This window comes from Mycobacterium sp. AT1 (assembly GCF_002043095.1).
Classification (GTDB): domain Bacteria; phylum Actinomycetota; class Actinomycetes; order Mycobacteriales; family Mycobacteriaceae; genus Mycobacterium.
The window spans coordinates 90,546-115,570 of the sequence record NZ_MVOC01000036.1; the positions used below are offsets into that span (position 1 = coordinate 90,546).

A 25,025-nucleotide genomic window follows, 5' to 3' on the forward strand; every position below is an offset into this window, starting at 1 on the left:
GGCCGAGTCCACTCGGTGCCGAATCCACTCGATGAGGAGTACCCGAATGCCCGTCGTCGTCGTCGCCACCATGACCGCCAAGCCCGAGTCCGTCGACGCGGTGCGCGATGCCTGCACCACGGCGATCGAAGCGGTCCATTCCGAGCCGGGGTGCGAGCTGTACTCCCTGCACGAGGCCAACGGCACGTTCGTCTTCGTCGAGCAATGGGCCGACGAGGAAGCGCTCAAGACGCACGGCACCGCCCCCGCGATCGGCGCGCTCTTCGGCGCCATCGGCGAGCACCTCGCGGGCGCCCCTGACATCAAGATGCTGCAACCGGTCGTCGCGGGCGATCCCGCCAAGGGTCAGCTGCGTCCCTAGCCATGGGATCCCTCACAGGCAAGGTCGCATTCATCACGGGTGCGGCCCGCGGCCAAGGTCGCGCCCATGCGGTGAAGCTGGCGTCGGAGGGCGCCGACGTCATCGCCGTGGACCTGTGCGACCAAATCGCGTCGGTCCCCTACCCGATGGCCACTCCCGACGATCTCGCGGCCACCGTGAAACTGGTGGAGGACACGGGATCCCGCATCGTGGCGCTTCAGGCCGACGTGCGTGACCGCGCGGCGCTCAAGACCGCATTGCGGTCGGGGGTCGACCAACTCGGTGGCCGTCTCGACATCGTCGTCGCCAACGCGGGCATCGCACCCATGGCGGACGAAAACGCCTGGCACGACGTGATCGACGTCAACCTCACCGGCGTTCACCACACGGTGGACGTCGCGATGCGGCCCATGATCAAGGCGGGCAACGGCGGTGCCATCGTGCTCATCAGCTCGGTGATGGGGTTGGTGGGCCTCGGCTCCCCGTTCGCCGGCTCCATCGGGTACGCGGCGGCCAAGCACGGGGTGGTCGGACTGATGCGGTCGTATGCGAACTTGTTGTCGCCGCAAAACATTCGGGTGAATTCGATCCACCCGGCCGGTGTCCGGACGCCGATGATCGACAACGAGTTCACCCGAAAGTGGCTCGCCGACATGACCGGTGGCAACGAGGGCGACCTGACCATGGCCAGCGTCGCCAACATGGAGACCGTCGAGCCGGAGGTCATCGCCGACACCGTGGCATGGCTGGTCGCCGATTCCGGCAAGCACATCACCGGGGTGGCTCTGCCAGTCGACGACGGTTACGTCAACAAGCGCTGACGGCCCTAGATCTCCAGGACCGTCGGCACGATCATCGGCTGGCGGCGGTACTTCTCGGCCACCCACTTGCCGACGGAACGCCTGGCGGCCTGGGCGAACCGGGTCGGGTCGGTGACCTTCTCCTTGACGAGCACCTGGAGCGCTTCTTCGACGAGGCGGGTGACCGGCTCCAGGGCCTTCGGGTCTTCGGAGAAGCCCCTGGACTGCAGGTGCACCGGCCCGGCGATCTTGCCGGTGGCCCGGTTGAGCACGATGGTGACGGCGATGAAACCGGACGACAGCACCAGCCGCTCGCCGAGGGTGGCGTCGCCGACGTCGCCGGTGACCAGACCGTCGACGAACATCTTGCCGACGGGCACCGCACCCGAGATCGTCGCACGACCCTTGACGAGGTCGACGCTGACGCCGTTCTCGGCCAGCACGATGTTCTCCTCGGGCACACCGGAACTCGCGGCCAGCGCGGCGTTGGCGCGCATGTGGCGCCAGGTGCCGTGCACCGGCATGACGTTGCGCGGCCGAACCCCGTTGTAGAGGAACAGCAGCTCCCCCGCGTAGGCGTGGCCCGAAACGTGAATGCGCACTTGTCCGTTGGTGACGACGCGGACACCGATCTTGGCCAACGAGTCCAGCACGTCGAAGATCGCTTCCTCGTTGCCGGGGATCTGCGACGAGGACATGATGATGAGGTCGCCTCGGGTCAGCGTGATGCTGCGGTGCTCACCGCGCGACATCCGCGACAACGCGGCCATCGTCTCACCCTGGGTTCCGGTGGTGACGAGCGTGACCCGGTCGGCTGGCAGCATTTCCGCGGCGGCGATCTCGACCACGTCGTCGTCGTCGACGGTGAGGAAGCCGAGGTCCCTGGCGATGCCCATGTTGCGGACCATCGACCGGCCGACGAACGACACCTTGCGGCCCAACGCGACCGACGCGTCGATGATCTGCTGCACGCGAGCCACGTTGGAGGCGAAGCACGCGACGATGACGCGACCCTCGGCCCCGCGGATCAGCCGGTGCATGTTGGGTCCGATTTCGCTTTCCGACGGTCCGACGCCGGGAATTTCGGCGTTCGTCGAATCGCACAGGAACAGGTCGACTCCGGCGTCGCCGAGCCGCGACATGCCGGGCAGATCGGTGGGCCGGCCGTCGAGTGGCAATTGGTCGAGCTTGATGTCGCCGGTGTGCAACAGCGTGCCTGCACCGGTGTAGACGGCGATGGCGAGCGCGTCGGGAATCGAGTGGTTGACCGCGAAGTACTCGCATTCGAACACACCGTGGTTGCTGCTCTGCTTCTCCGCGACCTCGACGAAGACCGGTTTGATGCGGTGTTCGCGGCACTTCGCGGCGATCAGGGCCAGGGTGAACTTCGATCCGACGACGGGGATGTCGGGCCGCAGCTTGAGCAGGTGCGGGATGGCTCCGATGTGGTCCTCGTGGGCGTGCGTGACGACCAGCGCCTCGATGTCGTCGAGGCGACCTTCGATGTGCCGCAGGTCGGGCAGGATCAGGTCGACGCCGGGCTCGTCGTGACCGGGGAAGAGCACCCCGCAGTCGATGACGAGTAGGCGTCCGAGGTGCTCGAGAACGGTCATGTTGCGGCCGATTTCGCTGATGCCACCGAGCGCGGTGACCCTCAGCCCGCCGGGCGCCAGTGGGCCGGGAGGGGCTAGTTCGGTGGTCATCGGAGCACGCCGGCTGTCCGCATGTCTGCCTCCAGCGCGTCGATCTGCGCGCTCGTTGCGGGAATCTGCGGAAGTCGCGGATCCCCAGTGGTGAAGCCCAACAACTCGAGTCCTGTCTTTGCCATGGTGACGCCGCCGAGACGGTTCTGGGCGTCGTTGAGTGTTCCGAGACTGACGTGAATCTTGCGTGCCGTCGCCAGATCCCCGGAGGTGAAGGCGGACAACATGTCTCGCAGCTGACTCGCTGCTAGGTGGCCCCACACGCTGATGAATCCGGTCGCGCCCATGGCCAGCCACGGCAGGTTCAGCGCGTCGTCGCCGGAGTAGTAGGCCAACCCGGTCTCGGCCATGATCATCGCGCCACCGTGGAGGTCGCCCTTGGCGTCCTTGATCGCGACGATGTTCGGATGGGGTGCGATCGCCCGCACGGTCTCCCATTCGATCGGGACCACTGAGCGGGGTGGGATGTCGTAGAGCACGTTCGGCAGCGCGGTGGCGTCGGCGACGGCGGTGAAGTGGGCGACCAGTCCAGCTTGCGGTGGCCGTGAGTAATAGGGCGTGACGACGAGAAGGCCATGGGCGCCCTCGGCTTCGCAGGCCTTGGCGAGGTGCACGCTGTGCGCGGTGTCGTAGGAACCCGCCCCGGCGATCACCCTGGCGCGATCCCCCACCGCCTCTAGCACGGCGCCGAGCAACGCGAGCTTCTCCGAATCGCTCGTCGTGGGCGATTCGCCGGTGGTCCCGGAGACCACCAGACCGTCGCAGCCCGCGTCGACGAGGTGCTTGGCGAGCTTCTTTGCGACGGCCAGGTCTATCGTGCCGTCCGGGCCGAACGGCGTCACCATGGCCGTCAGCACGGTGCCCAGACGGGCGCTGACATCGAATCCGCTGGTGGTCACGCGGTTGAGATTACCCGCTCGACCCCGGCGATCACGAGCAGCGGTGCTACTCGTCGAGCACGCCCGCGCGCCGCATCGCGGTGGAGATGAGCTCGAAGTCGATGCCGACGTGGGCTCGGGCGACCGCGTCGGCGTCGTCGGAGCGGCCGTCGGCGATCGCGTCGACCAACTCCTCGTGCTCGTGCAGCGACCGCAATTCCATCTCGCGCATGGTGCTCGGCTCACCCCACAGGTGTGCCGGGGCGCCGATGCTGACCGAGGATTCGAGGTCGACGAGCACCTGTTTGAGCACCGCGTTGTGCGCCGAGTCCATGATCGCCAGGTGCAGTCGGCTGTCGGCTTGCTGGGCGGCGAAGCCGCTGTCCGCGGTCCGGTAGGCCTCCAACGCAGCTCGAAGTTGCTCGACGTCAGCGGCCGTCCTGGCGTCGGCCGCGGCACGGCACACCGCGCCGTGGAGTCGGGCAATGGCGTCGCATCGGTCCCGCAGCTCGCCCAGCCGCATCGCGAGCGTGCGACGCACCGCGTCGGTGGACGACTCGGGCCACTGGTCGACGACGTAGGATCCGCCGCCGCGGCCGCGGCGCGTCTCGAGCAAACCGCGGTCCACCAACCGCGCCAGTGCGGCGCGCACCGTCATGCGTCCGACGCCCAGCGCGGCCGCGAGGTCCCGTTCGACCGGTAGCCGCGCGCCGGGCAGGTACTCCCCGATCGCGATGGCGGTGACGAGCCGGTCGGTGATCTCGTCGACCCGCGTCGGCATCTCCAGTTGTTGGGCGAGCAGCCCCGAGGGCGGCACGGCGGCATGTTCGGCCATCGGTGCGCTCCCCCCGTCGTCGAATACCGGAATGTTAATTCCCCTTGATTGGTCTTGCAGCGAGACCATTGTGGGTACATGCTGAGCGCCATGCTCGTCCAGACACAGATGGTGCCCTTCCTCGACGGTGAGACGTGGGTACGGATCACCCGCCCCGACAGCCCTCGGCCCGACGCCCTCCCGTTGTTCGTCCTGCACGGCGGCCCGGGGATGGCGCACGACTACGTGCGCAACATCGCCGAACTCGCCGACGAGACCGGCCGCGACGTCATCCACTACGACCAGATCGGCTGCGGCCGGAGTACACATCTGCCCGATGCGCCGCGCGACTTCTGGACCCCCGCGTTGTTCGTCGACGAATTCCACGCCGTCCGTTCGGCGTTGGGCGTCGAGCGGTACCACGTCCTCGGCCAGTCGTGGGGCGGCATGCTCGGCGCCGAGATCGCCGTGCGCCAGCCCGACGGCCTGGTGTCGCTGTCGATCTGCAATTCGCCGGCGTCGATGGAGTTGTGGATGGCCGCCGCCGCCCTGCTGCGTTCCGAGCTGCCAGAGGACACCCAGCGAGCACTCGACCGCCACGAGGCGGCGGGCACCGTCACCGACCCGGAATACCTCGCCGCGACGCAGGAGTTCTACCGACGCCACGTCTGCCGTCTGACGCCAACACCCCAGGACTTCCTCGACAGCGAAGCCCAGATGGAAGCGGAGCCCACGGTGTACCACACCATGAACGGCCCCAACGAGTTTCACGTTCTCGGCACGCTGAAGTCGTGGACCGTCGAAGACCGACTCGACCAAATCACGGCCCCGACGCTGGTGGTCGCAGGCGAATTCGACGAGGCCACCCCCGCCACGTGGAAACCCTTCGTCGAGCGGATACCCAACGCGCGCGAACACGTCTTCGCCGGCGCCAGCCACTGCACCCACCTGGAACAGCCCGCCGAGTTCCGGGCCGTCATCGCCTCATTCCTCACCGAACACGACCGATAGGAACCCGCATGGTCAACTCCGACACGCAACCCGAGCACGGGCAGCGCAGCCTCGAATCATTCGGTTACACGCAGGAACTCAACCGCTCGGTCTCCACGGTCGACCTGCTGGTCTACGGGTTGGTCTTCATGGTGCCGATCGCGCCGTGGGCCATCTTCGGCACGGTGTACAACAGCGCGTCCGGAATGGTGCCGCTGGTCTACCTCATCGGCCTGATCGCCATGATCTTCACCGCGCTGGCCTACTCACAGATGGCGAAGTCATTCCCGCTGGCCGGTTCGGTGTTCTCCTACGTCGGTCGCGGCATCCATCCCAGCGTCGGATTCTTCGCAGGCTGGGCGATCCTGCTGGACTACCTGCTGGTGCCGACGCTGCTGTACGTCTTCGCCGCCGAGTCGATGGTCGGGCTGTTTCCCGGCAGTCCGCGGTGGGTGTGGGCGATCGTGTTCGTCATCGTCAACACGATCATCAACCTCGCCGGGATCAGCCTGCTGAAGATCGCCAACCGAATCTTCCTCGCGATCGAACTGGTCTTCGTGGTGGTCTTCGTCGTCATCGCGGTGCGCGCCATCAACGGACAGTCCTTGCCCAACGTCGGCTGGAGCACCCTGCCGATCTGGGATTCGAGCACGGTCACCGCACCCCTGATCGCGACCGCGCTCTCGATCGCGGTGCTGAGCTTCCTTGGCTTCGACGGCATTTCGACGCTGGCCGAGGAGTCGACCGGGCGCAAGAACCCCGCCGGCCGGGCGATGATCATCGCGCTGTTCGTGGTCGCGTTCCTGTTCATCACCCAGACGTGGCTGGCCAGCCTGCTCGCCGGCGGCCGCGAATCCTTCAGCGACGACGAGGCGGGCAACGCGTTCTTCACCCTCGTCCAGGCGGCGTCCAACACGGGCTGGATGAACGCGTTCTTCGCCGTCAACGTGATGGCGGTGGGTTTCGCGAACGCGATGGCCGCCCAAGCGGCGACGAGCCGCCTGCTCTACTCGATGAGCCGCGACGGCCAGCTGCCCAGCTTCCTGTCGAAGATCAGCAGCCGCAAGGTCCCCATCGCGGCCATCCTCGTGGTCAGCGCGCTCAGCCTGGTGCTGGTGCTGTTCTTCGTCGGTCAGATCGGCTTGATCTCGTCGCTGGTCAACTTCGGCGCGCTGTTCGGCTTCTGCCTGCTGCACGTCTCGGTGGTCTGGTACTACCTGGGGCGCCAGAAGTCGAAGAACTACCTGCTGCACCTGGTGGTGCCGACGCTGGGCTTCCTGATCATCGGCTACGTGTTGATCAACGCCGATTCATTGGCAAAGATCGGCGGCCTGGTGTGGCTGGGCGTCGGCGCGATCGTCTTCGGAGTCAACGTCTTCCGAGGCAAGGGCGTACCGGAACTGCCCGAGGAGAAGGCGACACACTGACATCTGGCTTAGGGTGAACCATGCCAGCCAAGACGATCGCCCCTCGCCTGCTCGCCGTCATCGACGACGACGTCCTGCCATTGACCGAGCGGGGCGTCGACGCGGGCAACAAGGTGTTCGGTGCGGCAATCCTGCGCAAGTCGGACCTGTCCCTCGTCGTGGCGGGGACCAACGACGAGACCGACAATCCGCTGCTGCACGGTGAGATCAACACCCTCAACCAGTTCTACGAGCTCACCGACCGGCCACCCACCTCCGAGCTGGTGTTCCTCACCACCCACGAGCCGTGCACGCTGTGCATGTCGGCGATCACCTGGGCGGGGTTCGACAACTACTACTACTTCTACAGTCACGAGGATTCGCGCGACAGCTTCGCCATCCCCCACGACCTGGTGATCCTCAAGGAGCTCTTCGGCCTGGAGCCGGGCGGTTACCGGCGCTCCAACGCGTTCTGGACGGCGTATGCACTGGCCGACCTCGTCGAGTCCGAGGACGAGCCGTTGCGGTCGGAGTTGCGGGCGCAGACCTCTCGGATCAAGGAGCGCTATGCCGCGCTGTCGGATCGGTATCAGGAGTCGAAGGGCGACAACGACATTCCGCTGAGCTGACTGACGGCGCGCGGTGCCGACCTAGAGCCGGCGCCGCAGCGCCTCGGCCAGGTCGCCACGCTCCCCCACCACGACGTCCTCGAGCCCCAGCCACGTCGCCATCGTCCGCAACTCGCCGGCGAGCGCCTCGGCCACCCGGTCGGCGTCCCGTCCCGGCTCGACGAACGCCCCTGGCACCAGCAGCGCCCCGCGGATCCGGTCGGCCTTCAGGTCGACGCGACCGACGAGCTCCCCGTCGAGAAGGAACGGCCAGACGTAGTAGCCGAACTGACGCTTGGGTTCAGGCACGTAAATCTCGATGCGGTAATGGAATCCGAACAGTCGCTCGACCCGCGGCCGGAAGAAGATCAGCGGGTCGAAGGGGCACAGCAGCGCCGTCCCACGGTTCACCCTGGGCACCACTTGGCCGGCTCTGAGATATCCGGGCGCCGTCCACCCGTCGACCTCGACGGCTTCGAGCTCGCCCTCGGCGACCAGGTCGGCGATCACGGGTTTGGCCTGCCCCGCGCCAAGCCGGAAGTAGTCCCGGATGTCCGTCTCGGTGGCCACCCCCAAGGCGGTTGCCGAGCGCAGCACCAACTCCCGGACCGCGTCGGCGTCGGGCACGTCGCGGGCGAACACGTCCGGCGGCAACACCCGTTCACTGAGGTCGTAATGCCTTGCGAACCCGACCCGCGTGCCCGTCGTCAACGTGCCGGACGCGAACAGCGCCTCGGCCACCCACTTGGTGTCGCTGCGGTCCCACCACGGACCCTTGCGCCCACGCGGTTCGGCGGCCAGATGCGCCTCGATCTGCCCGGCAGTCGACGGGCCGAGCTCGGCGACGGCGGCCACTACGTCGGCGGCCAACTGCCGGTTCTTGCGAACGATCTCCTTGCCCCACCTGCCGTCGGCGTACTCGCGCATGCGCCAGCGCAGAAGCGGCCAGTCGTCGACCGCCATCAGCGCGGCCTCGTGCGCCCAGTACTCGACCAACAGCCTGGGTGACCGCGCCGAGTGGCTCCACGCCGCTCGCTCCAGCACGCCGCGGTCATACGGCCCGAGCCGGCTGAAGATGGGGGCGTAGTGGGCCCGGACGGCCACCGACACCGAGTCCAGTTGCAGCACCTGAATCCGGGAGACCAACCGGCGCAGGTGCGATCGCGTGACGGAGCCGACGGGCTTGGGCTCCGCGAACCCCTGGGCGGCGACGGCGACCCGGCGCGCCTGACCGCTGGTGAGCTTCACGCCCGGACGTAGCTCGAGAAGCGGTACCGCAGACCCGAGGCGCTGGTCATCCAGTCTCCCGCAGTGCCGACCCAGGCCTCGTCGAGCAGGGGCGCCACGGCGTCGTCATCTTCGCGGGTCAGCGCCACGTCGACCTCGGTGACCTCACAGCGCGTCGCCAACGGCAGCGCCAGCGCGTAGATCTGCGCCCCGCCGATCACCCAGGAATCACCGTCGTTCACCCCGTCCTCCAGGCTGCCCACCACCGTCGCTCCCTCGGCCACGAAGTCAGCTTGCCTGGTGACGACGACATTTCTGCGTCTCGGCAGCGGTCGCACCTTCGCGGGCAGCGACTCCCACGTCAGCCGACCCATGACGACGGCATGGCCGAGGGTGAGCTCCTTGAAGCGCGCTTGGTCCTCGGGCAGCCGCCACGGGATGCCGTTGCCGCGCCCGATGACTCCACTCGTTGATTGAGCCCAGATCAAACCAACCCTCATACCGCGACGGGGGCCTTGATCCCCGGATGCGGGTCGTAGTTGACGATCGCGATGTCGTCGTAGGTGTAGTCGAAGATCGAATCACGGGGCGCCAGAACGAGTTCCGGATACGGGCGCGGGTCACGGCTCAGCTGCAGCCGGACCTGGTCGACGTGGTTGTCGTAGACGTGGCAATCCCCACCCGTCCAGACGAACTCCCCCACCCCGAGGCCGGCCTGAGCGGCCATCATGTGGGTCAGCAGCGCGTAGCTGGCGATGTTGAACGGCACACCGAGGAAGAGGTCGGCACTGCGCTGGTACAGCTGGCAGGAGAGTTTTCCGTCGGCGACGTAGAACTGGAAGAACGCATGGCACGGCGGCAACGCCATCTGCGGGATTTCGCCAACGTTCCACGCCGAGACGATGTTGCGCCGCGAATCGGGGTCGCGCTTGAGCAGCTCGAGGGCATTGCTGATCTGGTCGACGTGCTTACCGGACGGCGTCGGCCACGAGCGCCATTGCACGCCGTAGACAGGACCGAGTTCGCCTGTCGGACTTGCCCATTCGTCCCAGATGGTCACGCCGTGCTCCTGCAGCCAGCGGACGTTGGAATCACCGCGCAGGAACCACAGCAGCTCGTAGACGACCGACTTGAGATGCACCTTCTTGGTGGTGATCAGCGGGAACCCGTCGGCCAGGTCGTAACGGAGCTGGTGTCCGAACAGACTGCGGGTGCCGGTACCGGTGCGGTCGGCCTTGGGCGTTCCCGTCTCGAGCACCACGCGCAGCAGGTCCTCGTACGGCGTGGGAATCGGCACGGAGCTCAGTTTAGGGGCAGGGGCCGACAATTGAGACGGCACTCCGGGCGCGAGTCACTCGCACTTCCTCGCCGCCAACGCCGCCTCAACGTGCCTGTGGATCAATCAAGCAATGACCTCCTCGAACATGCCACTCTGCGCGCGTGGAGCGAGTCTTCGTCGGGAGCGAGGCCCTGGCGCGCGGGGTGCTCACCCGCCACGAACTCCGGACGTTCTACCACCGGGTGCTGCCCGACGTGTACACAGCCAAACGGACGGCCCTCACGCTCGAGGACAGAACCGTCGCGGCCTGGCTGTGGTCCAAGCGCGAGGGCGTCGTCAAGGGCCTGGCGGCGTCGGCGATGCTTGGCGCGAAGTGGGTCGACGGCGACATTCCGATCGAGCTGAACTGGGTGAACCATCGGCCGCCGACGGGTGTCGTGACCCGCAACGACACCCTCTTAGAGTCAGAAGTCGTACGGCGCGGAGCCATGGCGGTCACGACCCCCGACCGCACGGCATTCGACCTGGGGTGTCGGGGGCCGGTGGGGCAGGCGGTGGCCAGGCTCGACTCTTTGGCCAGGGCGACCCACTTCAAGGTCGGCGACGTGCAGGAGTTGGCGCTGCGCCATCCACACGTCAAGGGTCTTCGCCAGTTGGATCGGGTGCTCGACCTGGTCGACGCCGGCGCCGAGTCTCCACAGGAGACGCGGATACGGCTGATGCTCGTCGACGCAGGCTTTCCCCGACCGCAGACTCAGATACCGGTTCGCGCGCCTGACGGACTGCCGCGCTACTACCTCGACATGGGGTGGGAAGACGTCATGGTCGCCGTCGAATATGACGGCAGGCACCACACCGACCGGCCCGTCTACTCCAGGGACATCATCCGGCTGGAGTACGTCAACACGAAAGGATGGATCGTCGTACGCGTGGTCGCCGAGCATCGCCGGGCCGAGATCGTGCACCGCGTGCGCCAGGCCTGGGAGTTGAGACGGCGCTGACGGCGGTGGTCACTCGCACTTCCCCGCCACCACCGCAGTCTCAACGCACGACCGTCAGGAGCGCGGAGTAGAACGGAAGCCATGCCGACGATCACAGACACCATCACCACGTCCGACGGAACGTGTCGGGTCACGCTCGCGACGCCCGACGGCGACGGACCATGGCCAGGGATCGTCATGTATCCCGACGCGGGGAGCCGTCGCCCGGTGTTCGACGAGATGGCCCAGAAGCTGGCCGACTACGGCTACGCGGTACTGGTGCCCGACGTCTACTACCGCCACGGCGAGTACGCACCGTTCGACTTGAACACCGCGTTCAGCGACCCCGACGAGCGCAACCGGGTGATGTCGATGATGGGCAGTGTCACCCCCGACAAGATGGCCGACGACGCCGCGGCGTTCTTCGACTACCTCGAGTCGCGGCCCGAGGTCACCGGGACGACCTTCGGCACCACCGGCTACTGCATGGGCGGCCGCACCTCACTGATCGTCGCCGGGCGGGTCCCCAATCGGGTGGCGGCGGCGATGTCGTTCCACGGTGGCGGTCTGGCCGCCGACGATCCCGGCAGCCCGCACCTGCTGGCCGACCAGATCAGCGCCGCGGTGTACGTGGCGGGCGCCGAGAACGACGGCTCGTTCACCGTCGAGCAGGCCGAGACCCTCGAGAAGGCGCTGACGGCGGCGAACGTCGAGCACACCATCGAGACCTACCCGGCCGCACACGGGTTCGCGGTGTCCGACCACGCCGCGGTCTACGACGCCGACGCCGCCCAACGGCACTGGGACGCGATGGAGCGCTTCTTCGGTGCCAAGCTCGGATGACCCCCGCGGCGGGGCCGTTTTGCCTAGTCGTGGCGCCGTAGGCGACCATTGACCCGTGTACGACCAAGCCTCCGCCGAATCCGATCCGTCCGACCCTGGGTTTCGCATCGACCCGGTCCTTGCCAGGAGCTGGTTGCTGGTCAACGGCGCACAGCCGGAGCGCTTCGCGCCTGCCGCGCACTCGCGCGCCGACATCGTCGTCCTCGACATCGAGGACGCCGTGGCGCCCAAGGACAAGGACGCCGCCCGCGAGAACGTGCGTGCGTGGCTTACCTCGGGCAACGACGACTGGGTGCGCGTCAACGGATTCGGCACCCGGTGGTGGGCCGACGACCTCGACATGCTGGCCACGACGTCGGTGGGCGGGGTGATGTTGGCGATGGTCGAATCCGTCGACCACGTCATCGAGACCGCGAAGCGGTTGCCGGACGTGCCGATCGTCGCCCTCGTCGAGACTGCCCGCGGCTTGGAGCGGATCACCGAGATCGCCGCGACGAAGGGAACGTTCCGGCTCGCGTTCGGCATCGGCGACTTCCGCCGCGACACCGGATTCGGTGACAACCCGGCCACCCTGGCGTACGCGCGGTCGCGCTTCACCATCGCCGCGAAGGCTGCGCATCTGCCCAGCGCCATCGACGGCCCGACGATCGGGTCGAGCGCGTTGAAGCTCATCGAGGCCAGCGCCGTCTCCGTCGAGTTCGGCATGACCGGCAAGATCTGCCTGACTCCGGATCAGTGCCCTGCGGTGAACGAGGGTCTGTCTCCGTCTCCCGACGAAATCAGTTGGGCGAACGAGTTCTTCGAAGAATTCCAGCGCGACGGCGGCGAGATTCGCAACGGCTCGGACCTGCCGCGCATCGCGAGGGCCACCAAGATTCTCGACCTGGCGAAGGCCTACGGCATCCATTCATCGGAGTACGGCGACGACCCCGATCACGTGCCGGCGCCGTCGGACACGTACCACTACTGATCTCGGTGGCGCGTGAATGACGTGATGGCGCGGACGATTCCGCGTCCGGCGTACACCGCGGCGGCGACCGACACCACGATCATCACGACGAACATGACCAGCCAGTTGCTGCGGCTGTGGCTGACGTTCCACCACACGATGGTGAACAGCACCGCGCAGATGAACACCACGATGTCGCGCCAGTTCCCGCGGTAGGACTGCGCGATTTCCAGCAGCGACCGGTTCTTGTCGACGGCGGCGATCAGGTCGTCCACGCGGATGTCGATCACGCGTTGCAGTTCGGCGCGACGCTCGCTCTGCTCCGGCGGGAGCCGTTCCAGGAGGTCCATGTCCTGGTTGATGAGGGCCCTGACGTCTGGTCCGCGGAAGTTGCCCGCGACGACGCCGAGAAGTGCGCCACCGGCGATCGGTGCGCCCGCGAGGGCAAGTTCGGCGAAACCAGGCATGATCGTCTCCTCCGTCAGGCCATGAGCGTAACGGTCGACATGGCTCGATCGTGTGACGTCACTGCGTCAACTGGGCGGCCACCGTCGCGCCGAGCTCCCAACACGCCTCGAGGTCGACCTTCGTCGGACGGCCCGAAACCAGCACGTACTCAGCGGCTTTCACCCATCCGAGCCCGGTCGCGATGGCGGTGACGCCTCGTTCGGCGCCCTCGGTGCCCTCGTTACCGTGCAGGTACAGGCCGAACGGCCGCCCGCGCGTCGTGTCGAGGCAGGGGTAGTAGCAGACGTCGAACGCGTGCTTGAGCGCGCCGCTCATGTAGCCGAGGTTGGCGGGCGTGCCGAGCAGATACCCGTCCGCCTCCAGCACGTCGGTCGGCGACACCGTCAACGCCGCTCGGCGGACGACGTCCACGCCCTCGATCTCGGGTGTGGTGGCGCCGGAGAGCACTGCCTCGAACATCTCGTGGGTGTGCGGTGACGGGGTGTGGTGCAGGATCAGCAGCGTCTTGCTCACGACCGCTGCTCCTGCATTGCGACGGCCTTCTTCATCGTCTCCCTGGCACGACCCCGGTCACCGGCGTAGTCGTAGGCGCGCGCCAGCCGATACCACCGCACCCAGTCGTCGGGATGCTCCTCCACCTCGGCGCGCACGGTGTCGAAGAGTTCGTCGGCCGCCTCTCGTTCGATCCGTCCCGACGGCCTGCGCGGAAGCGCGTCGACGTCGAGCTCCATGTCCTGCTCGCGCGCCAGCCGGGCCAGCCGTTGGTGGGCGAAACCCGCACGCAGCGTCGCGATCAGCGCCCACAGCCCGATCACCGGAAGCAGGAAGATCGCGATGCCGAGCCCGATCGCGGCGGGCCGACCCGAGGCGACGAGGAGCACACCGGCCCGGCCGAGCAGCACGAAGTACACCAGCATCGCCACGCACATGAAGCCAATCAGGACCTGAATGCGCAGGGCCCGTGAGCCGTCGCTCTTGCTCGTCACAATCCCATGAGGGGTTCGATGCCAATCGTCAGCCCAGGATGGTCGGCGACGTTGCGCACGCCAAGCAGCACCCCCGGGACGAAGGACGTCCTGTCCAGGCTGTCGTGGCGGATGGTCAGCGTCTCCCCCATGGTCCCGAACAGCACCTCCTGATGGGCGACGAGGCCAGCCAGTCGCACGGAGTGCACCCGGACGCCGTCGACGTCGGCGCCGCGAGCCCCGTCGATGCCGGTGCTGGTGGCATCGGGGCTGGGCGGCAACCCCTTTCGCGCCTCGGCGATCATCTTGGCGGTGCGGGTCGCCGTGCCCGACGGTGCGTCGGCCTTGAACGGGTGGTGCAGTTCGATGACTTCGGCGGACTCGAAGAAGCGCGCCGCCTGCCGGGCGAACTCCATCGACAGGACGGCGCCGATCGCGAAGTTGGGTGCGATGAGCACCGAGACGTCGGGCTTGTCGGCGAGCCAGGACCTGACCTGGGCGATGCGTTCGTCGGTGAACCCGGTGGTTCCGACCACGGCGTGGATGCCGGCGCCGATGAGGAATTCGAGGTTGCCCATCACCACGTCTGGATGGGTGAAGTCGACGACGACCTCGGTCTGGCTGTCGGTGAAGAGGGTCAACGGGTCACCGGCGTCGACCCCCACCGAGAAGGTCAAGTCGTCGGCGGCCTCGACGGCGCCGACGATCGTCGCACCGACCTTGCCCTTGGCACCCAGCACTCCCACTCGCATGGGGGCAGCCTACTTCGCCGCGCTCGTCGGCTACGAGCCGTCGTCGTCGTTGACGGCCAGTCGCCGGAGGTCCTCCTCGGCGTTGGTGAGGGTCGACGAGGCGGCCTCCAATGCCTTCGAAGCGGCCTGCGACGCGTGCTCCGCCTCGGCGTGGTCGGCATCCGCGAGGCTCAGTGCGCGTTCGGCGGCGCTCAGCGTCTCGAGGACCTTCTCGTACCGTCGGCGCGCGGTGGCCAGCGCGGCAGCGCGATCGGCGAGTGTCTCGCCCGCCGTGGCCGTAGCCTGCTCGGCGGTCCGTACGTCGCGACGCGCCGTTTCGACGCGGTCGCGGGCCGCGTCCACCAGCCGCTCGTCGGGTGCGGGCGGTGGCGCCGGGGGTGAACTGACCTTGACCTTGGCCGTGGCCTTCGGAGCGGGGCCGACCGCGGTGACGGCGCCGAATTCGCCGAAACCCGACCACCTTTCGGCCTTCTGCAACCGTCCCATCCGGGCCGCGACTTCGGGATCGGCGACGGCGGCCTGCAGCGTGCCGACGACGTCGTCGCGCAGAGCGGCCGACGGGCGCGAGACGTCGGCGGCGGCGAATCCGGTTCGCACCAGCTCGTCGACCAGTTTGCGTTGCGCCGCAGACAATTCGCGGATCTTCGCGCCGTCCATGGCCGCGTGCGCGGCCCGCAGGTGCTGGCCGATGTCGGCGAGCCTGCTCGTGGCGGTACCGTCGGCGCGGACGAGTGCGTTGACGACCCACGCCGCCGCCGTCGGCCGCCGCGCCGCGCCGATGGTCCGGGCCGCGTCACGGTCCCCGCGCTTCTTGGCCTCGGTCACCAGTTCCTTGCGCAGTTCGGTGAACTCGGCCGGGTCGACGCCGTAGAGCCGGTCGAGGTCCTCATCCGCGCGGGACGTCACAGCGGGGACGCCCCGCGGAGGTGCTCGAAGATCAGCGACGTCTGGGTCCCCGCCACGTCGGCGTCGGAGTTGAGGTTCTCCACGACGAAGGATCGGAGGTCGTCGGTGTCGCGCGCGGCGACGTGGAGGAGGAAGTCGTCGGCACCGGCGAGGAAGTAGACGTCCATCACCTGTGGACGCGTCCGGATGTTCTGGATGAAGCTGCCGATCTTGCCTCGCGCGTTCGCCTGGAGGCTGACCGAGATCATCGCCTGCATCGGCAGCCCGATGGCCGCCGGGTCGACGTCGGCGTGGAATCCGCGGATGACGCCGATGTCCTGGAGGCGCCGGACCCGGCCGTGACAGGTCGAGGGCGCGATCCCGACGAGGTCGGCCAACGCGGTGTTCGACAGCCGCGCGTCAGCGTGCAGCGCGGTCAGGAGACGTCGGTCGGTGGCGTCCAGATCGGCGGGTTGAACATTCTTCGACGGCTGAGGTCCTGGAGCGGTCATCTTCGAAGATCGTTCTGACATGGAGCGACTTTATCGAATCTCTGACGAACTTGTTGCCATGCATTCGTACGTTCTTCACAATTCAACCAACAGACAACGACCTGAGGAGCTGTCATGCGCGTCGGAATCCCGACCGAGATCAAGAACAACGAGTACCGGGTGGCCATCACCCCGGCCGGGGTGGCGGAACTGACCCGCCGCGGCCACGAGGTACTCGTCCAAGCGGGCGCGGGCGAGGGCTCCGCGATCTCCGACGGCGACTTCAAGGCCGCAGGTGCACAGACCGTCGAGTCTGCGGATGCGGTCTGGGCCGACGCCGACCTGCTGCTCAAGGTCAAGGAGCCCATCGAGGCCGAATACGGCCGGATGCGCAAGGGCCAGACGCTCTTCACCTACCTCCACCTCGCGGCGTCGCGGCCGTGCACCGACGCACTGATGGCGTCGGGCACCACCTCGATCGCGTACGAGACGGTGCAGACCGCCGACAACGCGCTGCCGCTGCTCGCCCCGATGAGCGAGGTCGCCGGCCGGCTGTCCGCGCAGGTCGGCGCCTACCACCTGATGCGCACCCAGGGCGGCCGCGGCGTGCTCATGGGCGGCGTCCCCGGCGTCGCCCCGGCCAAGGTCGTCGTGATCGGTGGCGGCATGGCGGGCGACAACGCCGCCGCCGTGGCGTGGGGCATGGGCGCACACGTCACCGTGTTCGACCTGAACGTCAACACGCTGCGCAAGATCGACGCCGAGTACGGCGGTGCCATCGAGACCCGGTACTCGTCCGCGCTGGAGCTCGAAGAGGCGGTCAAGCAAGCCGACCTGGTCATCGGCGCGGTGCTGGTGCCCGGCGCCAAGGCCCCCAAGCTGGTCACCAACTCGACCGTCGCAGGCATGAAGGCCGGTGCCGTCCTGGTGGACATCGCGATCGACCAGGGTGGTTGCTTCGAGGACTCGCGTCCGACCACGCACGACGACCCGACGTTCGCCGTGCACGACACGGTCTTCTACTGCGTGGCAAACATGCCGGGCGCCGTCCCCCGCACGTCGACCTTCGCCCTGACCAACGCGACGATGCCGTACGTGGTCAAGCTCGCCGACAAGGGCTGGAAGGCCGCCTGCGCCGCGGATTCTGCTCTGGCCAAGGGTCTTTCAACCCACGAGGGCGCACTCGTCTCCGAGCAGGTCGCCGCCGACCTCGGGCTGCCCTTCACCGATCCGGCCGGCCTGCTGATCTAAGTCACATCCACCCCACCCCGGCCGGCGCCGTCACGGTGCCGGCCGGGAGGGTTGAACTTGACACCTGTCAAGTAAGCTGTGGGCATGCTGCTCACCGACGTTCTGCTCGATGCACCCACCACGACGACCGAGGCGTTGGCGATCTACGACGCCGCACCCGCCGTCGAGCCGGACTTCATGATCGGGACGTGGCACGGCGCCGAGTTGCCGACGGACCACCCGTTGGACGGCATGCTGGCCGCCAGCGGATGGTGGGGCAAGCAGTTCGTCGACGCCGAGACCGTGCATCCCCTGCTGTTTCCGACCGCCGACGGTTCGGCCCTGTGGGCGCTCAACCCGGCGCTCGCCTTCGGTGGACTCGGCGTGGCCACCCGCGTCCCCGGGCTCAAGAACCGCGACTTCTCCGGCGCGATCGCGAAGCTCAAGCCGGTGCTCGGCACCACCGCATCCAAGGCGCGGCTGCGCACGACGCGCTACCGCGGCGTCGACACCGCCACCATGGTCTACGACCAACTGCCGATCAACGACGTGTTCCGGTTGCTCGACGATGCACCAGGCTCCGAGACCGTGATCGGCGCCATGGACCTGCGCGGATCGTCCCGACCGTACTTCTTCGTCCTCCGGCGCGACGACTCCCTGCGGGTCGACTAGCCCGCCGACAGGTACGGCAGTACCAGTGTGGTGACCTCGGCGACGAGCGACCGTAGGTCGTGGGCCTCGGGGTCGTCGGTCCGCGACCTCGTCATGATCGACAGCACGGCACGTCGACCGTCCGGGCCGTAGACGACACCGACGTCGTTGGTGCTGCCGTAGGCACCGCCGCCGGTCTTGTCCGCACTGGTCCACCCCGCCGGTAGACCGGCGCGCAGGCTCGAGGTCTGGTTGCCCCGCATCCACCGCTCGAGTTGGGCTCGGTGCGGAGCGTCCAAGACGTCGCCCGTCAGCAGGCGCTGGTATCCGCCGCCGAGCGCACGGGGCGAGCTGGTGTCACGCGGATCGCCGGGAACGGCGGAGTTCAGGTCGGTCTCCCACCGGTCCAGGCGGGTCCGGTCGTCGCCGAGCGTGCGCGCGGAGGCGGTGACCGCGGACGGACCACCGATGATGCGCAGCAGCCAGTTGCCAGCGGTGTTGTCGCTACGCTGCAGCGCCGCTTCGCACAGTTCGCCGATCGTCATGTTCTGACCGACCCGCGGCTCGGTGACCGGCGAATTCGCCACCACGTCACCCGCTTCGATCGTCACCGCATCGGTCAGCTGCAGCGCTCCGGTCTGATCCTTCTGCAGCACCCTGCCCGCCGCGTACGCCTTGAACGTCGAGCACATGGCGAACGTGTCGTCGGCGCGGTTGGCGACCGAACGGCCGCCGTCCAGAGCGGCCGCCCAGGTCCCGATGAACGCGTCGTACCGACGCTCGAGGGCAGCGAACTGGTCCCCGAGGACCGGCAGGGGTTCAGCCGGATCGGCCTTGGCTGGCAAGCTCGCACACGCCGCCAAACCCGCCACCGCTCCGACGCCGACGCCGACGCCGACGAAGAGCCCGCGCCGCGAGATGGCCGATCCCATCAGCCGGCGATCGACCGAAGTGCTTGCGGCAGTGACTTCTTCGAGCGGTGCGGTCCGAGCACGGCGGCGCCGTAGGGCCGCGCCAACAGTTGCTTGGCCACCGCGTTCACCTCTTCGAGGTTGACGGCGTCGATCAAGGCCAACGTTTCGTCGATGCTGCGGTGCGTGCCGAAGTTCAGCTCACTGCGTCCGATGCGATGCATCCGCGAGCCCGAGTCCTCCAAGCCGAGCACCAGGCCACCGCGCAACGAGCCCTTGGCAATTCGGCACTCGGCCTCGGTGATACCGTCCCTGGCCACCTCGGCCAGCACGTCCGAGGCCACCTGGGTGACCTCGTCGAACCGCTCCGGCAGGCAGGCGGCGTACACCGACAGCGCTCCCGCGTCGGAGAACGTGTCGATGCTGGAGTAGACGGAGTAGGCCAGCCCGCGCGTCTCCCGAATCTGTTGGAACAGACGCGAACTCAGCCCGCCACCCAAGGCGCTGTTGAGCACCGAGAGCGCCCACCGGTGGTTCCAGTGCCGGCCAGGGGTCCGCACGCCGAGGAACACGTGCGTCTGTTCACCGTCGCGGTTGACCAGCTGCAGGCTCGGCCGGCCCGGCACCCGACCGGTCCCCTTGCGGGGCGCAACGGGTTCGCGCTTCGTGCGCAGTCGCGGACCGAAGTGCTCCTTGACCAACGCCACCACCTGATCGTGGTCGACGTTGCCTGCCACCGCGACCACCATGCGTTCCGGTGTGTAGCGCCGCACGTGGAACGAATGCAGCTGCGTCCTGGTCATCGTCGAAATCGATTCGACACTCCCGATCACCGGACGGCCCACCGGATGGTCCCCGAACATCGCCGACAGGAAGACATCCCCGAGGGTGTCCTCGGGGTCGTCGTCGCGCATGGCGATTTCCTCGAGGACGACGTCACGTTCGACCTCGACGTCGTCGCTGGCGCATCGGCCTCGGAGCACCACGTCGGCGACCAAGTCGACGGCCAACTCGAGGTCGGTGTCGAGGACGTGCGCGTAGTAACAGGTGTGCTCGCGCGCGGTGAACGCATTCAACTCGCCGCCAACGGCGTCGACGGCCTGGGCGATCTGGACCGCCGAGCGCGTCGGCGTCGACTTGAACAGCAGATGTTCGAGGAAGTGCGCGGCGCCGGCCACGCTATGACCTTCGTCGCGTGATCCGACGCCCACCCACACACCCACGGACGCCGAGCGCACCGACGGGACGAACTCCGTGACTACCCGGAGCCCGCCCGCCAGTGTGCTGCGGCGAACGTGGTTGGTTGGCCCCGCGGACGCGAGGAGCGATGAATCAGTTGATCGCGGCATCTGCGGGTTCGGCACCCGTATCCGTCGAGACGTCGGTGTCCGAGGATGCGTCGCTCGCCCCGGCTTCGGCGTCTTCGGCAACCAGCACCAAGGAGATCTTGCCGCGGTTGTCGATGTCGGCGATCTCCACGCGGAGCTTGTCACCGACCTTGCAGACGTCTTCGACCTTGTTGATCCGCTTGCCGCGACCCAACTTCGAGATGTGGACCAGGCCGTCACGACCGGGCAGCAGCGACACGAACGCACCGAAGTCGGTGGTCTTGACGACGGTTCCGAGGAACCGCTCCCCGATCTTGGGCAGCTGCGGGTTGGCGATCGCGTTGATCAAGTCGATCGCAGCCTGCGCGGCTTCGCCGTTGGAGGCGCCGACGAACACGGTGCCGTCGTCCTCGATCGAGATCGACGCACCCGTCTGCTCGGTGATCGAGTTGATCATCTTGCCCTTGGGCCCGATGACCTCGCCGATCTTGTCGATCGGCACCTTGATCGTGGTGATCCGCGGCGCGTAGAGGCTCATCTCGTCGGGCTCGTCGATGGCCTCGGCCATGACCTCGAGAATCGTGATGCGCGCATCCTTGGCCTGCGCCAGCGCACCGGCCAGCACACTCGACGGGATGCCGTCGAGCTTGGTGTCGAGCTGCAGCGCGGTGACGAAGTCCTTGGTGCCTGCGCACTTGAAGTCCATGTCGCCGAACGCATCCTCGGCGCCGAGGATGTCGGTCAGGGTGACGAAACGACGCTCGGTCTTGCCGTCCACCTCGACGTCGTCGGAGACGAGGCCCATCGCGATACCCGCAACCGGAGCCTTCAGCGGCACACCGGCATTCAGCAGCGACAGGGTCGAGGCACACACCGAGCCCATCGACGTCGAGCCGTTGGAGCTGAGCGCCTCCGACACCTGGCGGATGGCGTACGGGAACTCCTCGATGCTCGGCAACACCGGCATCAGGGCGCGCTCGGCGAGCGCTCCGTGGCCGATCTCGCGACGCTTCGGCGAGCCGACGCGGCCGGTCTCACCGGTCGAGTACGGCGGGAAGTTGTAGTGGTGCATGTAGCGCTTGGACGTCTCCGGCCCGAGCGAGTCGATCTGCTGGGCCATCTTGACCATGTCGAGGGTCGTGACGCCCATGATCTGGGTCTCACCACGCTCGAACAGGGCGCTGCCGTGCGCACGCGGGATGACGGCCACCTCGGCCGACAGCGCGCGGATGTCCGTGATGCCGCGGCCGTCGATGCGGAAGTGGTCGGTCAGGATGCGCTGGCGAACCAGCTTCTTGGTCAGCGAGCGGAACGCCGCGCCGATTTCCTTCTCACGCCCGGCATAGGTCTCGGCGAGGCGCTCGAGCACCTCGACCTTGATCTGGTTGCTGCGCTCGTCGCGCTCTTCCTTGCCTGCGATGGTGAGCGCCTTGGACAGCTCGTCGGTGGCCACCGAGGACACCGCGTAGAACACGTCGTCCTGGTAGTCCGGGAACACCGGGTAGTCGGCGACGGGCTTGGCCGCGCTGTCGGCCAGTGCCTGCTGCGCGTCGCACAGGGCCGCGATGAACGGCTTTGCGGCTTCGAGGCCCTCGGCGACGACGGCCTCGGTGGGCGCACCAGCGCCACCGGCGATGAGCTCGATGACCCGGTCGGTGGCCTCGGCCTCGACCATCATGATGGCGACGTCGTCGCCTGCCTTGCGACCCGCGACGACCATGTCGAACACGGCGCCCTCGAGCTGCTCGACGGTCGGGAACGCGACCCACTGGCCGTCGATGAGCGCGACGCGCACGCCGCCGACGGGACCGGAGAACGGGATGCCCGAGATCTGGGTGGACGCGGATGCGGCGTTGATGGCCAGCACGTCGTACAGGTCCTTGGGATCAAGGCTGAGGATCGTGACGACGACCTGGATCTCGTTGCGCAGACCCGAGATGAAGGTCGGGCGCAGCGGCCGGTCGATCAGACGGCAGGTCAGGATCGCGTCGGTGGAGGGACGGCCCTCGCGACGGAAGAACGAGCCGGGGATGCGTCCCGCGGCGTACATGCGCTCTTCGACGTCGATCGTCAGCGGGAAGAAGTCGAAGTGATCCTTGGGCTGCTTGCTGGCCGTGGTGGCGCTCAGCAGCATGGTCTCGTCGTCGAGGTAGGCGACGACGGCGCCGGCGGCCTGCTTGGCCAGCCGGCCGGTTTCGAAGCGAATGGTGCGGGTGCCGAACGTCCCGTTGTCGATCACGGCGGTGGATTCGAAGACGCCGTCTTCGATTTCAGTTGCAGACATACGTGTGTCAGGCCTCTTTGGTTCTCGTGTGGTGCTGTTTCGCACCCCTTTTTTCGCGCGTCACGCACGAGAACCCGGGAAATGCCGACGGCCGTCGATCGAAGCGGTCGGAGCCGCCCCTTTCGCGGGGCTCCGGCAGCCACTACCGAAGACCGCCCATTCGAAGACGGGTCCTGCCGGTGACGCACTGGAACGGTGCCCGCGGATATGCGCGAACCGCACCGACGTTCGAGCCAGAACAGGCTCAAAACACGTTCATGTTACACCGCGGCAATTCGCGAACCCGCCGCTGGGGCCGTTACGACACGTCTTCTACGCACACCGTGAACTGGCGCACGTCGTAGGCGTAGCCGATACCGGTGGCGCACTGGTCGACGTTGGCGACCTCGCGCATGATCTGGGTGGCACGTTGGCGATTCGGCACGGCTCGGTCGTTGCAGTCGACCCTCACGGGATCGCGGGCGTTCTCCGGGTCGATGCTCATGCAACCACCGACCACCCAGTCGACGTCCATGCAGATCGTCGAGCCGGATCCACTGAAGGAACTGCGCATCGAGTAGTACGTGTCGACGTCCATCGGACAATCGTCGGTCCTTTGGACCACGTCCACGACGCGGAAGTTGGACTCCCGGCTGCCGCACTGCACTCGGGCGGTTTCCGGTCGGTCCGGCGGGCCGCCGACCTTCAGGCAGTCCCCCACCTGCATGTCGGCGGCCGCCGCGGACGAACACCCCACTACCGTCATCGCCGTGACGATGACGGCGAGCAGGGTCTTCACGTGAAGACTTGCGACTAGCGGCGCAGGCCCAGGCGCTCGATCAGCGAGCGGTAGCGCGCCACGTCGACCTGGGCGATGTACTTGAGCAGACGACGACGGCGGCCGACGAGCAGCAGCAGCCCGCGCCGCGAGTGGTGATCGTGCTTGTGCATCTTCAGATGCTCGGTCAGATCGGAGATGCGCTTGGTCAGCATGGCGACCTGGGCTTCCGGCGAACCGGTGTCCGTCTCGTGCAGGCCGTACTGGCCGAGGATCTCTTTTTTCTGCTCTGTGGTGAGCGACATGAAACAAACTCCATCCATGGGTTCGCGAATTACATCGAAGGCGAGGCCGCCGCGAACTGCAGCACACGCTGGGTCGCCGGGGAGTCTAACAGCGCTGCGCCGCGCGAACCGAATCGTCTAGGAGTCGGAGAGGATCGTGCGGGCCCGGAGGGTGTCGCGATCCATCGCCACCACGAGGTCGTCGACCGAGCCGAACTTCTCCTGCCCGCGGATGCGCGACACGAAGTCGACGGCGACGTGCTGGCCGTACAGATCCGCCTCGGTGTCGAGGACGTAGGCCTCCACGGTCCTGGTGCGACCGGAGAAGGTGGGATTCGTGCCGACCGACACCGCCGCCTGATAGCGCTTGCCGGGGGTGACGGTGCCCATCACGGGTCCGTGGCCGAGCACCGTGAACCAGGCGGCGTAGACGCCGTCGGCGGGGATCGCCGAGTACATCGGCGGTGCGACGTTGGCGGTGGGATATCCCAGGCCCTTGCCCCGCCCGTCGCCGCGCACGACGACGCCCTCGACGCGGTGTGGCCTGCCCAGCGCCTCCGCCGCGGCGACGACGTCACCGGCGTCGACGCAGGATCGAATGTAGGTCGAGGAGAAGGTGACGGTCCCGTCGCGATCGGTGTCGGACACCTCGTGCACCAGGCTCAGGCTCTCCACCGCGAACCCGGCCCGCTCGCCGGCCTTGCGAAGCATCGTCACGTTGCCGCCGGCCTTCTTGCCGAAGGTGAAGTTCTCGCCCACCACGACCTCGACGACGTGCAGCCGCTCGACGAGCAGCTCGTGGATGTACCGCTCGGGGGTGAGCTTCATGAAGTCGGAGGTGAACGGCATGACCAGGAACACGTCGACGCCCATCTCCTCGACGAGCTCGGCGCGTCGGGTCAGCGTCGTGAGCTGAGCCGGGTGACTGCCGGGGAACACCACTTCCATCGGGTGGGGGTCGAAGGTCATCAGCACCGTGGGCACGCCACGGGACCGGCCCGCCTTCACCGCGTGGTTGATGAGTTCGGCGTGCCCTCGGTGGACACCGTCGAACACACCGATCGTGACGACACACCTGCCCCAGTCCGTGGGGATCTCGTCTTGGCCCCGCCAGCGCTGCACGACGGCAAGCCTACGACGCGTCGGTGTGGCTGGCACCGTCAGATGCCCGGACGGGCGAT

The 25,025-nt window shown here is 67.6% G+C and carries 28 protein-coding genes; 10 read left to right on the plus strand and 18 right to left on the minus strand.

The window, feature by feature from the left end:
- Positions 1-46: 46 nt before the first annotated feature.
- Positions 47-361: a putative quinol monooxygenase gene (locus B1790_RS17370; protein ID WP_079924509.1), complete on the plus strand. Its 315-nt coding sequence runs from the start codon at positions 47-49 to the stop codon at positions 359-361.
- A gap of 2 nt (positions 362-363) precedes the next feature.
- Complete coding sequence (locus B1790_RS17375; protein ID WP_079924510.1) at positions 364-1,182, plus strand: mycofactocin-coupled SDR family oxidoreductase; 819 nt, start codon at positions 364-366, stop codon at positions 1,180-1,182.
- Between the two features lie 5 nt (positions 1,183-1,187).
- Here the strand turns inward: B1790_RS17375 and B1790_RS17380 are convergent, their stop codons facing one another.
- The 3 genes from B1790_RS17380 to B1790_RS17390 are packed head-to-tail and all read right to left on the minus strand — an operon-like array spanning position 1,188 to position 4,577.
- Positions 1,188-2,864 (minus strand): ribonuclease J, encoded by a 1,677-nt coding sequence (locus B1790_RS17380; RefSeq protein ID WP_079924511.1) that lies wholly within the window; start codon positions 2,862-2,864, stop codon positions 1,188-1,190.
- Positions 2,861-3,763 (minus strand): 4-hydroxy-tetrahydrodipicolinate synthase, encoded by a 903-nt coding sequence (gene dapA, locus B1790_RS17385; protein WP_079924512.1) that lies wholly within the window; start codon positions 3,761-3,763, stop codon positions 2,861-2,863. Before dapA ends, B1790_RS17380 begins: the two co-directional genes overlap by 4 nt.
- Positions 3,764-3,809: 46 nt before the next feature.
- Positions 3,810-4,577, minus strand: a complete 768-nt coding sequence (locus tag B1790_RS17390; protein ID WP_079924513.1) for a FadR/GntR family transcriptional regulator — start codon at positions 4,575-4,577, stop codon at positions 3,810-3,812.
- Positions 4,578-4,667: 90 nt separating this feature from the next.
- On the opposite strand from B1790_RS17390, the gene B1790_RS17395 reads away from it, so the two are divergent.
- Genes B1790_RS17395 through B1790_RS17405 form a run of 3 tightly spaced genes read left to right on the plus strand, consistent with a single transcriptional unit; the run spans position 4,668 to position 7,581 of the window.
- Positions 4,668-5,567, plus strand: a complete 900-nt coding sequence (locus B1790_RS17395; protein WP_233165164.1) for a proline iminopeptidase-family hydrolase — start codon at positions 4,668-4,670, stop codon at positions 5,565-5,567.
- Between the two features lie 8 nt (positions 5,568-5,575).
- Positions 5,576-6,973, plus strand: coding sequence for an APC family permease (locus B1790_RS17400; RefSeq protein WP_079924515.1), 1,398 nt, complete (start codon positions 5,576-5,578; stop codon positions 6,971-6,973).
- 20 nt (positions 6,974-6,993) lie between these two features.
- Positions 6,994-7,581, plus strand: coding sequence for a deaminase (locus tag B1790_RS17405; protein WP_079924516.1), 588 nt, complete (start codon positions 6,994-6,996; stop codon positions 7,579-7,581).
- A 21-nt stretch (positions 7,582-7,602) separates the two neighbouring features.
- Here B1790_RS17405 and B1790_RS17410 read toward each other — a convergent pair whose 3' ends face one another.
- The 3 genes from B1790_RS17410 to B1790_RS17420 are packed head-to-tail and all read right to left on the minus strand — an operon-like array spanning position 7,603 to position 10,084.
- The gene (locus tag B1790_RS17410) at positions 7,603-8,808 is read right to left on the minus strand and encodes a winged helix-turn-helix domain-containing protein (RefSeq protein ID WP_079924517.1); all 1,206 of its coding nucleotides are present in this window, start codon (positions 8,806-8,808) and stop codon (positions 7,603-7,605) included.
- A complete protein-coding gene (locus tag B1790_RS17415) occupies positions 8,805-9,287 on the minus strand; it encodes a dihydrofolate reductase (protein ID WP_079924518.1) in 483 nt (160 codons plus the stop codon). Before B1790_RS17415 ends, B1790_RS17410 begins: the two co-directional genes overlap by 4 nt.
- Positions 9,284-10,084 (minus strand): thymidylate synthase, encoded by an 801-nt coding sequence (locus B1790_RS17420; protein WP_079924519.1) that lies wholly within the window; start codon positions 10,082-10,084, stop codon positions 9,284-9,286. Before B1790_RS17420 ends, B1790_RS17415 begins: the two co-directional genes overlap by 4 nt.
- A gap of 143 nt (positions 10,085-10,227) precedes the next feature.
- Here B1790_RS17420 and B1790_RS17425 point away from each other — a divergent pair, with 143 nt between their 5' ends.
- From B1790_RS17425 to B1790_RS17435, 3 genes are all read left to right on the plus strand, one after another.
- Positions 10,228-11,067, plus strand: coding sequence for an endonuclease domain-containing protein (locus tag B1790_RS17425; protein WP_079924520.1), 840 nt, complete (start codon positions 10,228-10,230; stop codon positions 11,065-11,067).
- 81 nt (positions 11,068-11,148) lie between these two features.
- On the plus strand, positions 11,149-11,889 hold the full coding sequence (locus B1790_RS17430) for a dienelactone hydrolase family protein (protein WP_079924521.1): 741 nt from the start codon (positions 11,149-11,151) through the stop codon (positions 11,887-11,889).
- 55 nt (positions 11,890-11,944) lie between these two features.
- The gene (locus B1790_RS17435; protein ID WP_079924522.1) at positions 11,945-12,859 is read left to right on the plus strand and encodes a CoA ester lyase; all 915 of its coding nucleotides are present in this window, start codon (positions 11,945-11,947) and stop codon (positions 12,857-12,859) included.
- Here the strand turns inward: B1790_RS17435 and B1790_RS17440 are convergent.
- Genes B1790_RS17440 through B1790_RS17465 form a run of 6 tightly spaced genes read right to left on the minus strand, consistent with a single transcriptional unit; the run spans position 12,853 to position 16,441 of the window.
- On the minus strand, positions 12,853-13,305 hold the full coding sequence (locus B1790_RS17440) for a hypothetical protein (protein ID WP_079924523.1): 453 nt from the start codon (positions 13,303-13,305) through the stop codon (positions 12,853-12,855). The genes B1790_RS17435 and B1790_RS17440 overlap by 7 nt on opposite strands.
- Before the next feature lie 58 nt (positions 13,306-13,363).
- Positions 13,364-13,765 carry a flavodoxin family protein gene (locus tag B1790_RS17445; protein WP_142271356.1) on the minus strand — a complete coding sequence of 134 codons (402 nt, stop codon included), beginning with the start codon at positions 13,763-13,765 and terminating at the stop codon, positions 13,364-13,366.
- A 50-nt stretch (positions 13,766-13,815) separates the two neighbouring features.
- A complete protein-coding gene (locus B1790_RS17450) occupies positions 13,816-14,235 on the minus strand; it encodes a hypothetical protein (protein ID WP_079924557.1) in 420 nt (139 codons plus the stop codon).
- Positions 14,236-14,288: 53 nt separating this feature from the next.
- Positions 14,289-15,023 carry a 4-hydroxy-tetrahydrodipicolinate reductase gene (gene dapB, locus B1790_RS17455; RefSeq protein ID WP_079924525.1) on the minus strand — a complete coding sequence of 245 codons (735 nt, stop codon included), beginning with the start codon at positions 15,021-15,023 and terminating at the stop codon, positions 14,289-14,291.
- A gap of 30 nt (positions 15,024-15,053) precedes the next feature.
- Entirely contained in the window at positions 15,054-15,929 is an 876-nt protein-coding gene (locus B1790_RS17460) for a hypothetical protein (protein ID WP_079924526.1), read from the minus strand.
- Positions 15,926-16,441: an Lrp/AsnC family transcriptional regulator gene (locus tag B1790_RS17465; RefSeq protein ID WP_079924527.1), complete on the minus strand. Its 516-nt coding sequence runs from the start codon at positions 16,439-16,441 to the stop codon at positions 15,926-15,928. The genes B1790_RS17460 and B1790_RS17465 overlap by 4 nt, the downstream gene beginning before the upstream one ends.
- A 93-nt stretch (positions 16,442-16,534) precedes the next feature.
- Here B1790_RS17465 and ald point away from each other — a divergent pair, with 93 nt between their 5' ends.
- Both ald and B1790_RS17475 read left to right on the plus strand, forming a co-directional pair.
- Entirely contained in the window at positions 16,535-17,650 is a 1,116-nt protein-coding gene (ald, locus tag B1790_RS17470; RefSeq protein ID WP_079924528.1) for an alanine dehydrogenase, read from the plus strand.
- 84 nt (positions 17,651-17,734) lie between these two features.
- On the plus strand, positions 17,735-18,301 hold the full coding sequence (locus tag B1790_RS17475) for a DUF4334 domain-containing protein (protein ID WP_079924558.1): 567 nt from the start codon (positions 17,735-17,737) through the stop codon (positions 18,299-18,301).
- Here B1790_RS17475 and bla read toward each other — a convergent pair.
- The 6 genes from bla to B1790_RS17505 form a co-directional block, all read right to left on the minus strand.
- Positions 18,298-19,212, minus strand: a complete 915-nt coding sequence (gene bla, locus B1790_RS17480; RefSeq protein ID WP_079924529.1) for a class A beta-lactamase — start codon at positions 19,210-19,212, stop codon at positions 18,298-18,300. The two genes, B1790_RS17475 and bla, sit on opposite strands and share 4 nt — an antisense overlap.
- Entirely contained in the window at positions 19,212-20,540 is a 1,329-nt protein-coding gene (locus B1790_RS17485; RefSeq protein ID WP_079924559.1) for a pitrilysin family protein, read from the minus strand. The genes bla and B1790_RS17485 overlap by 1 nt, the downstream gene beginning before the upstream one ends.
- On the minus strand, positions 20,524-22,803 hold the full coding sequence (locus tag B1790_RS17490; protein ID WP_079924530.1) for a polyribonucleotide nucleotidyltransferase: 2,280 nt from the start codon (positions 22,801-22,803) through the stop codon (positions 20,524-20,526). The genes B1790_RS17485 and B1790_RS17490 overlap by 17 nt, the downstream gene beginning before the upstream one ends.
- Before the next feature lie 298 nt (positions 22,804-23,101).
- A complete protein-coding gene (locus tag B1790_RS17495) occupies positions 23,102-23,581 on the minus strand; it encodes a hypothetical protein (RefSeq protein WP_369832362.1) in 480 nt (159 codons plus the stop codon).
- 14 nt (positions 23,582-23,595) lie between these two features.
- The gene (gene rpsO, locus B1790_RS17500) at positions 23,596-23,865 is read right to left on the minus strand and encodes a 30S ribosomal protein S15 (protein WP_079924531.1); all 270 of its coding nucleotides are present in this window, start codon (positions 23,863-23,865) and stop codon (positions 23,596-23,598) included.
- A gap of 117 nt (positions 23,866-23,982) precedes the next feature.
- Entirely contained in the window at positions 23,983-24,966 is a 984-nt protein-coding gene (locus B1790_RS17505) for a bifunctional riboflavin kinase/FAD synthetase (RefSeq protein ID WP_079924532.1), read from the minus strand.
- Positions 24,967-25,025: the final 59 nt, after the last annotated feature.

Coding starts and splice junctions, on each gene's coding strand:
- B1790_RS17370 (WP_079924509.1), top strand. CDS start 47: ATGCCCGTCGTCGTCGTCGCCACCATGACCGCCAAGCCCGAGTCCGTC.
- B1790_RS17375 (WP_079924510.1), top strand. CDS start 364: ATGGGATCCCTCACAGGCAAGGTCGCATTCATCACGGGTGCGGCCCGC.
- B1790_RS17380 (WP_079924511.1), bottom strand. CDS start 2,864: ATGACCACCGAACTAGCCCCTCCCGGCCCACTGGCGCCCGGCGGGCTG.
- B1790_RS17390 (WP_079924513.1), bottom strand. CDS start 4,577: ATGGCCGAACATGCCGCCGTGCCGCCCTCGGGGCTGCTCGCCCAACAA.
- B1790_RS17395 (WP_233165164.1), top strand. CDS start 4,668: ATGCTCGTCCAGACACAGATGGTGCCCTTCCTCGACGGTGAGACGTGG.
- B1790_RS17400 (WP_079924515.1), top strand. CDS start 5,576: ATGGTCAACTCCGACACGCAACCCGAGCACGGGCAGCGCAGCCTCGAA.
- B1790_RS17405 (WP_079924516.1), top strand. CDS start 6,994: ATGCCAGCCAAGACGATCGCCCCTCGCCTGCTCGCCGTCATCGACGAC.
- B1790_RS17415 (WP_079924518.1), bottom strand. CDS start 9,287: ATGAGGGTTGGTTTGATCTGGGCTCAATCAACGAGTGGAGTCATCGGG.
- B1790_RS17430 (WP_079924521.1), top strand. CDS start 11,149: ATGCCGACGATCACAGACACCATCACCACGTCCGACGGAACGTGTCGG.
- B1790_RS17440 (WP_079924523.1), bottom strand. CDS start 13,305: ATGCCTGGTTTCGCCGAACTTGCCCTCGCGGGCGCACCGATCGCCGGT.
- B1790_RS17445 (WP_142271356.1), bottom strand. CDS start 13,765: ATGTTCGAGGCAGTGCTCTCCGGCGCCACCACACCCGAGATCGAGGGC.
- B1790_RS17450 (WP_079924557.1), bottom strand. CDS start 14,235: ATGTGCGTGGCGATGCTGGTGTACTTCGTGCTGCTCGGCCGGGCCGGT.
- dapB (WP_079924525.1), bottom strand. CDS start 15,023: ATGCGAGTGGGAGTGCTGGGTGCCAAGGGCAAGGTCGGTGCGACGATC.
- B1790_RS17465 (WP_079924527.1), bottom strand. CDS start 16,441: ATGTCAGAACGATCTTCGAAGATGACCGCTCCAGGACCTCAGCCGTCG.
- ald (WP_079924528.1), top strand. CDS start 16,535: ATGCGCGTCGGAATCCCGACCGAGATCAAGAACAACGAGTACCGGGTG.
- B1790_RS17475 (WP_079924558.1), top strand. CDS start 17,735: ATGCTGCTCACCGACGTTCTGCTCGATGCACCCACCACGACGACCGAG.
- bla (WP_079924529.1), bottom strand. CDS start 19,212: ATGGGATCGGCCATCTCGCGGCGCGGGCTCTTCGTCGGCGTCGGCGTC.
- B1790_RS17485 (WP_079924559.1), bottom strand. CDS start 20,540: ATGCCGCGATCAACTGATTCATCGCTCCTCGCGTCCGCGGGGCCAACC.
- B1790_RS17490 (WP_079924530.1), bottom strand. CDS start 22,803: ATGTCTGCAACTGAAATCGAAGACGGCGTCTTCGAATCCACCGCCGTG.
- rpsO (WP_079924531.1), bottom strand. CDS start 23,865: ATGTCGCTCACCACAGAGCAGAAAAAAGAGATCCTCGGCCAGTACGGC.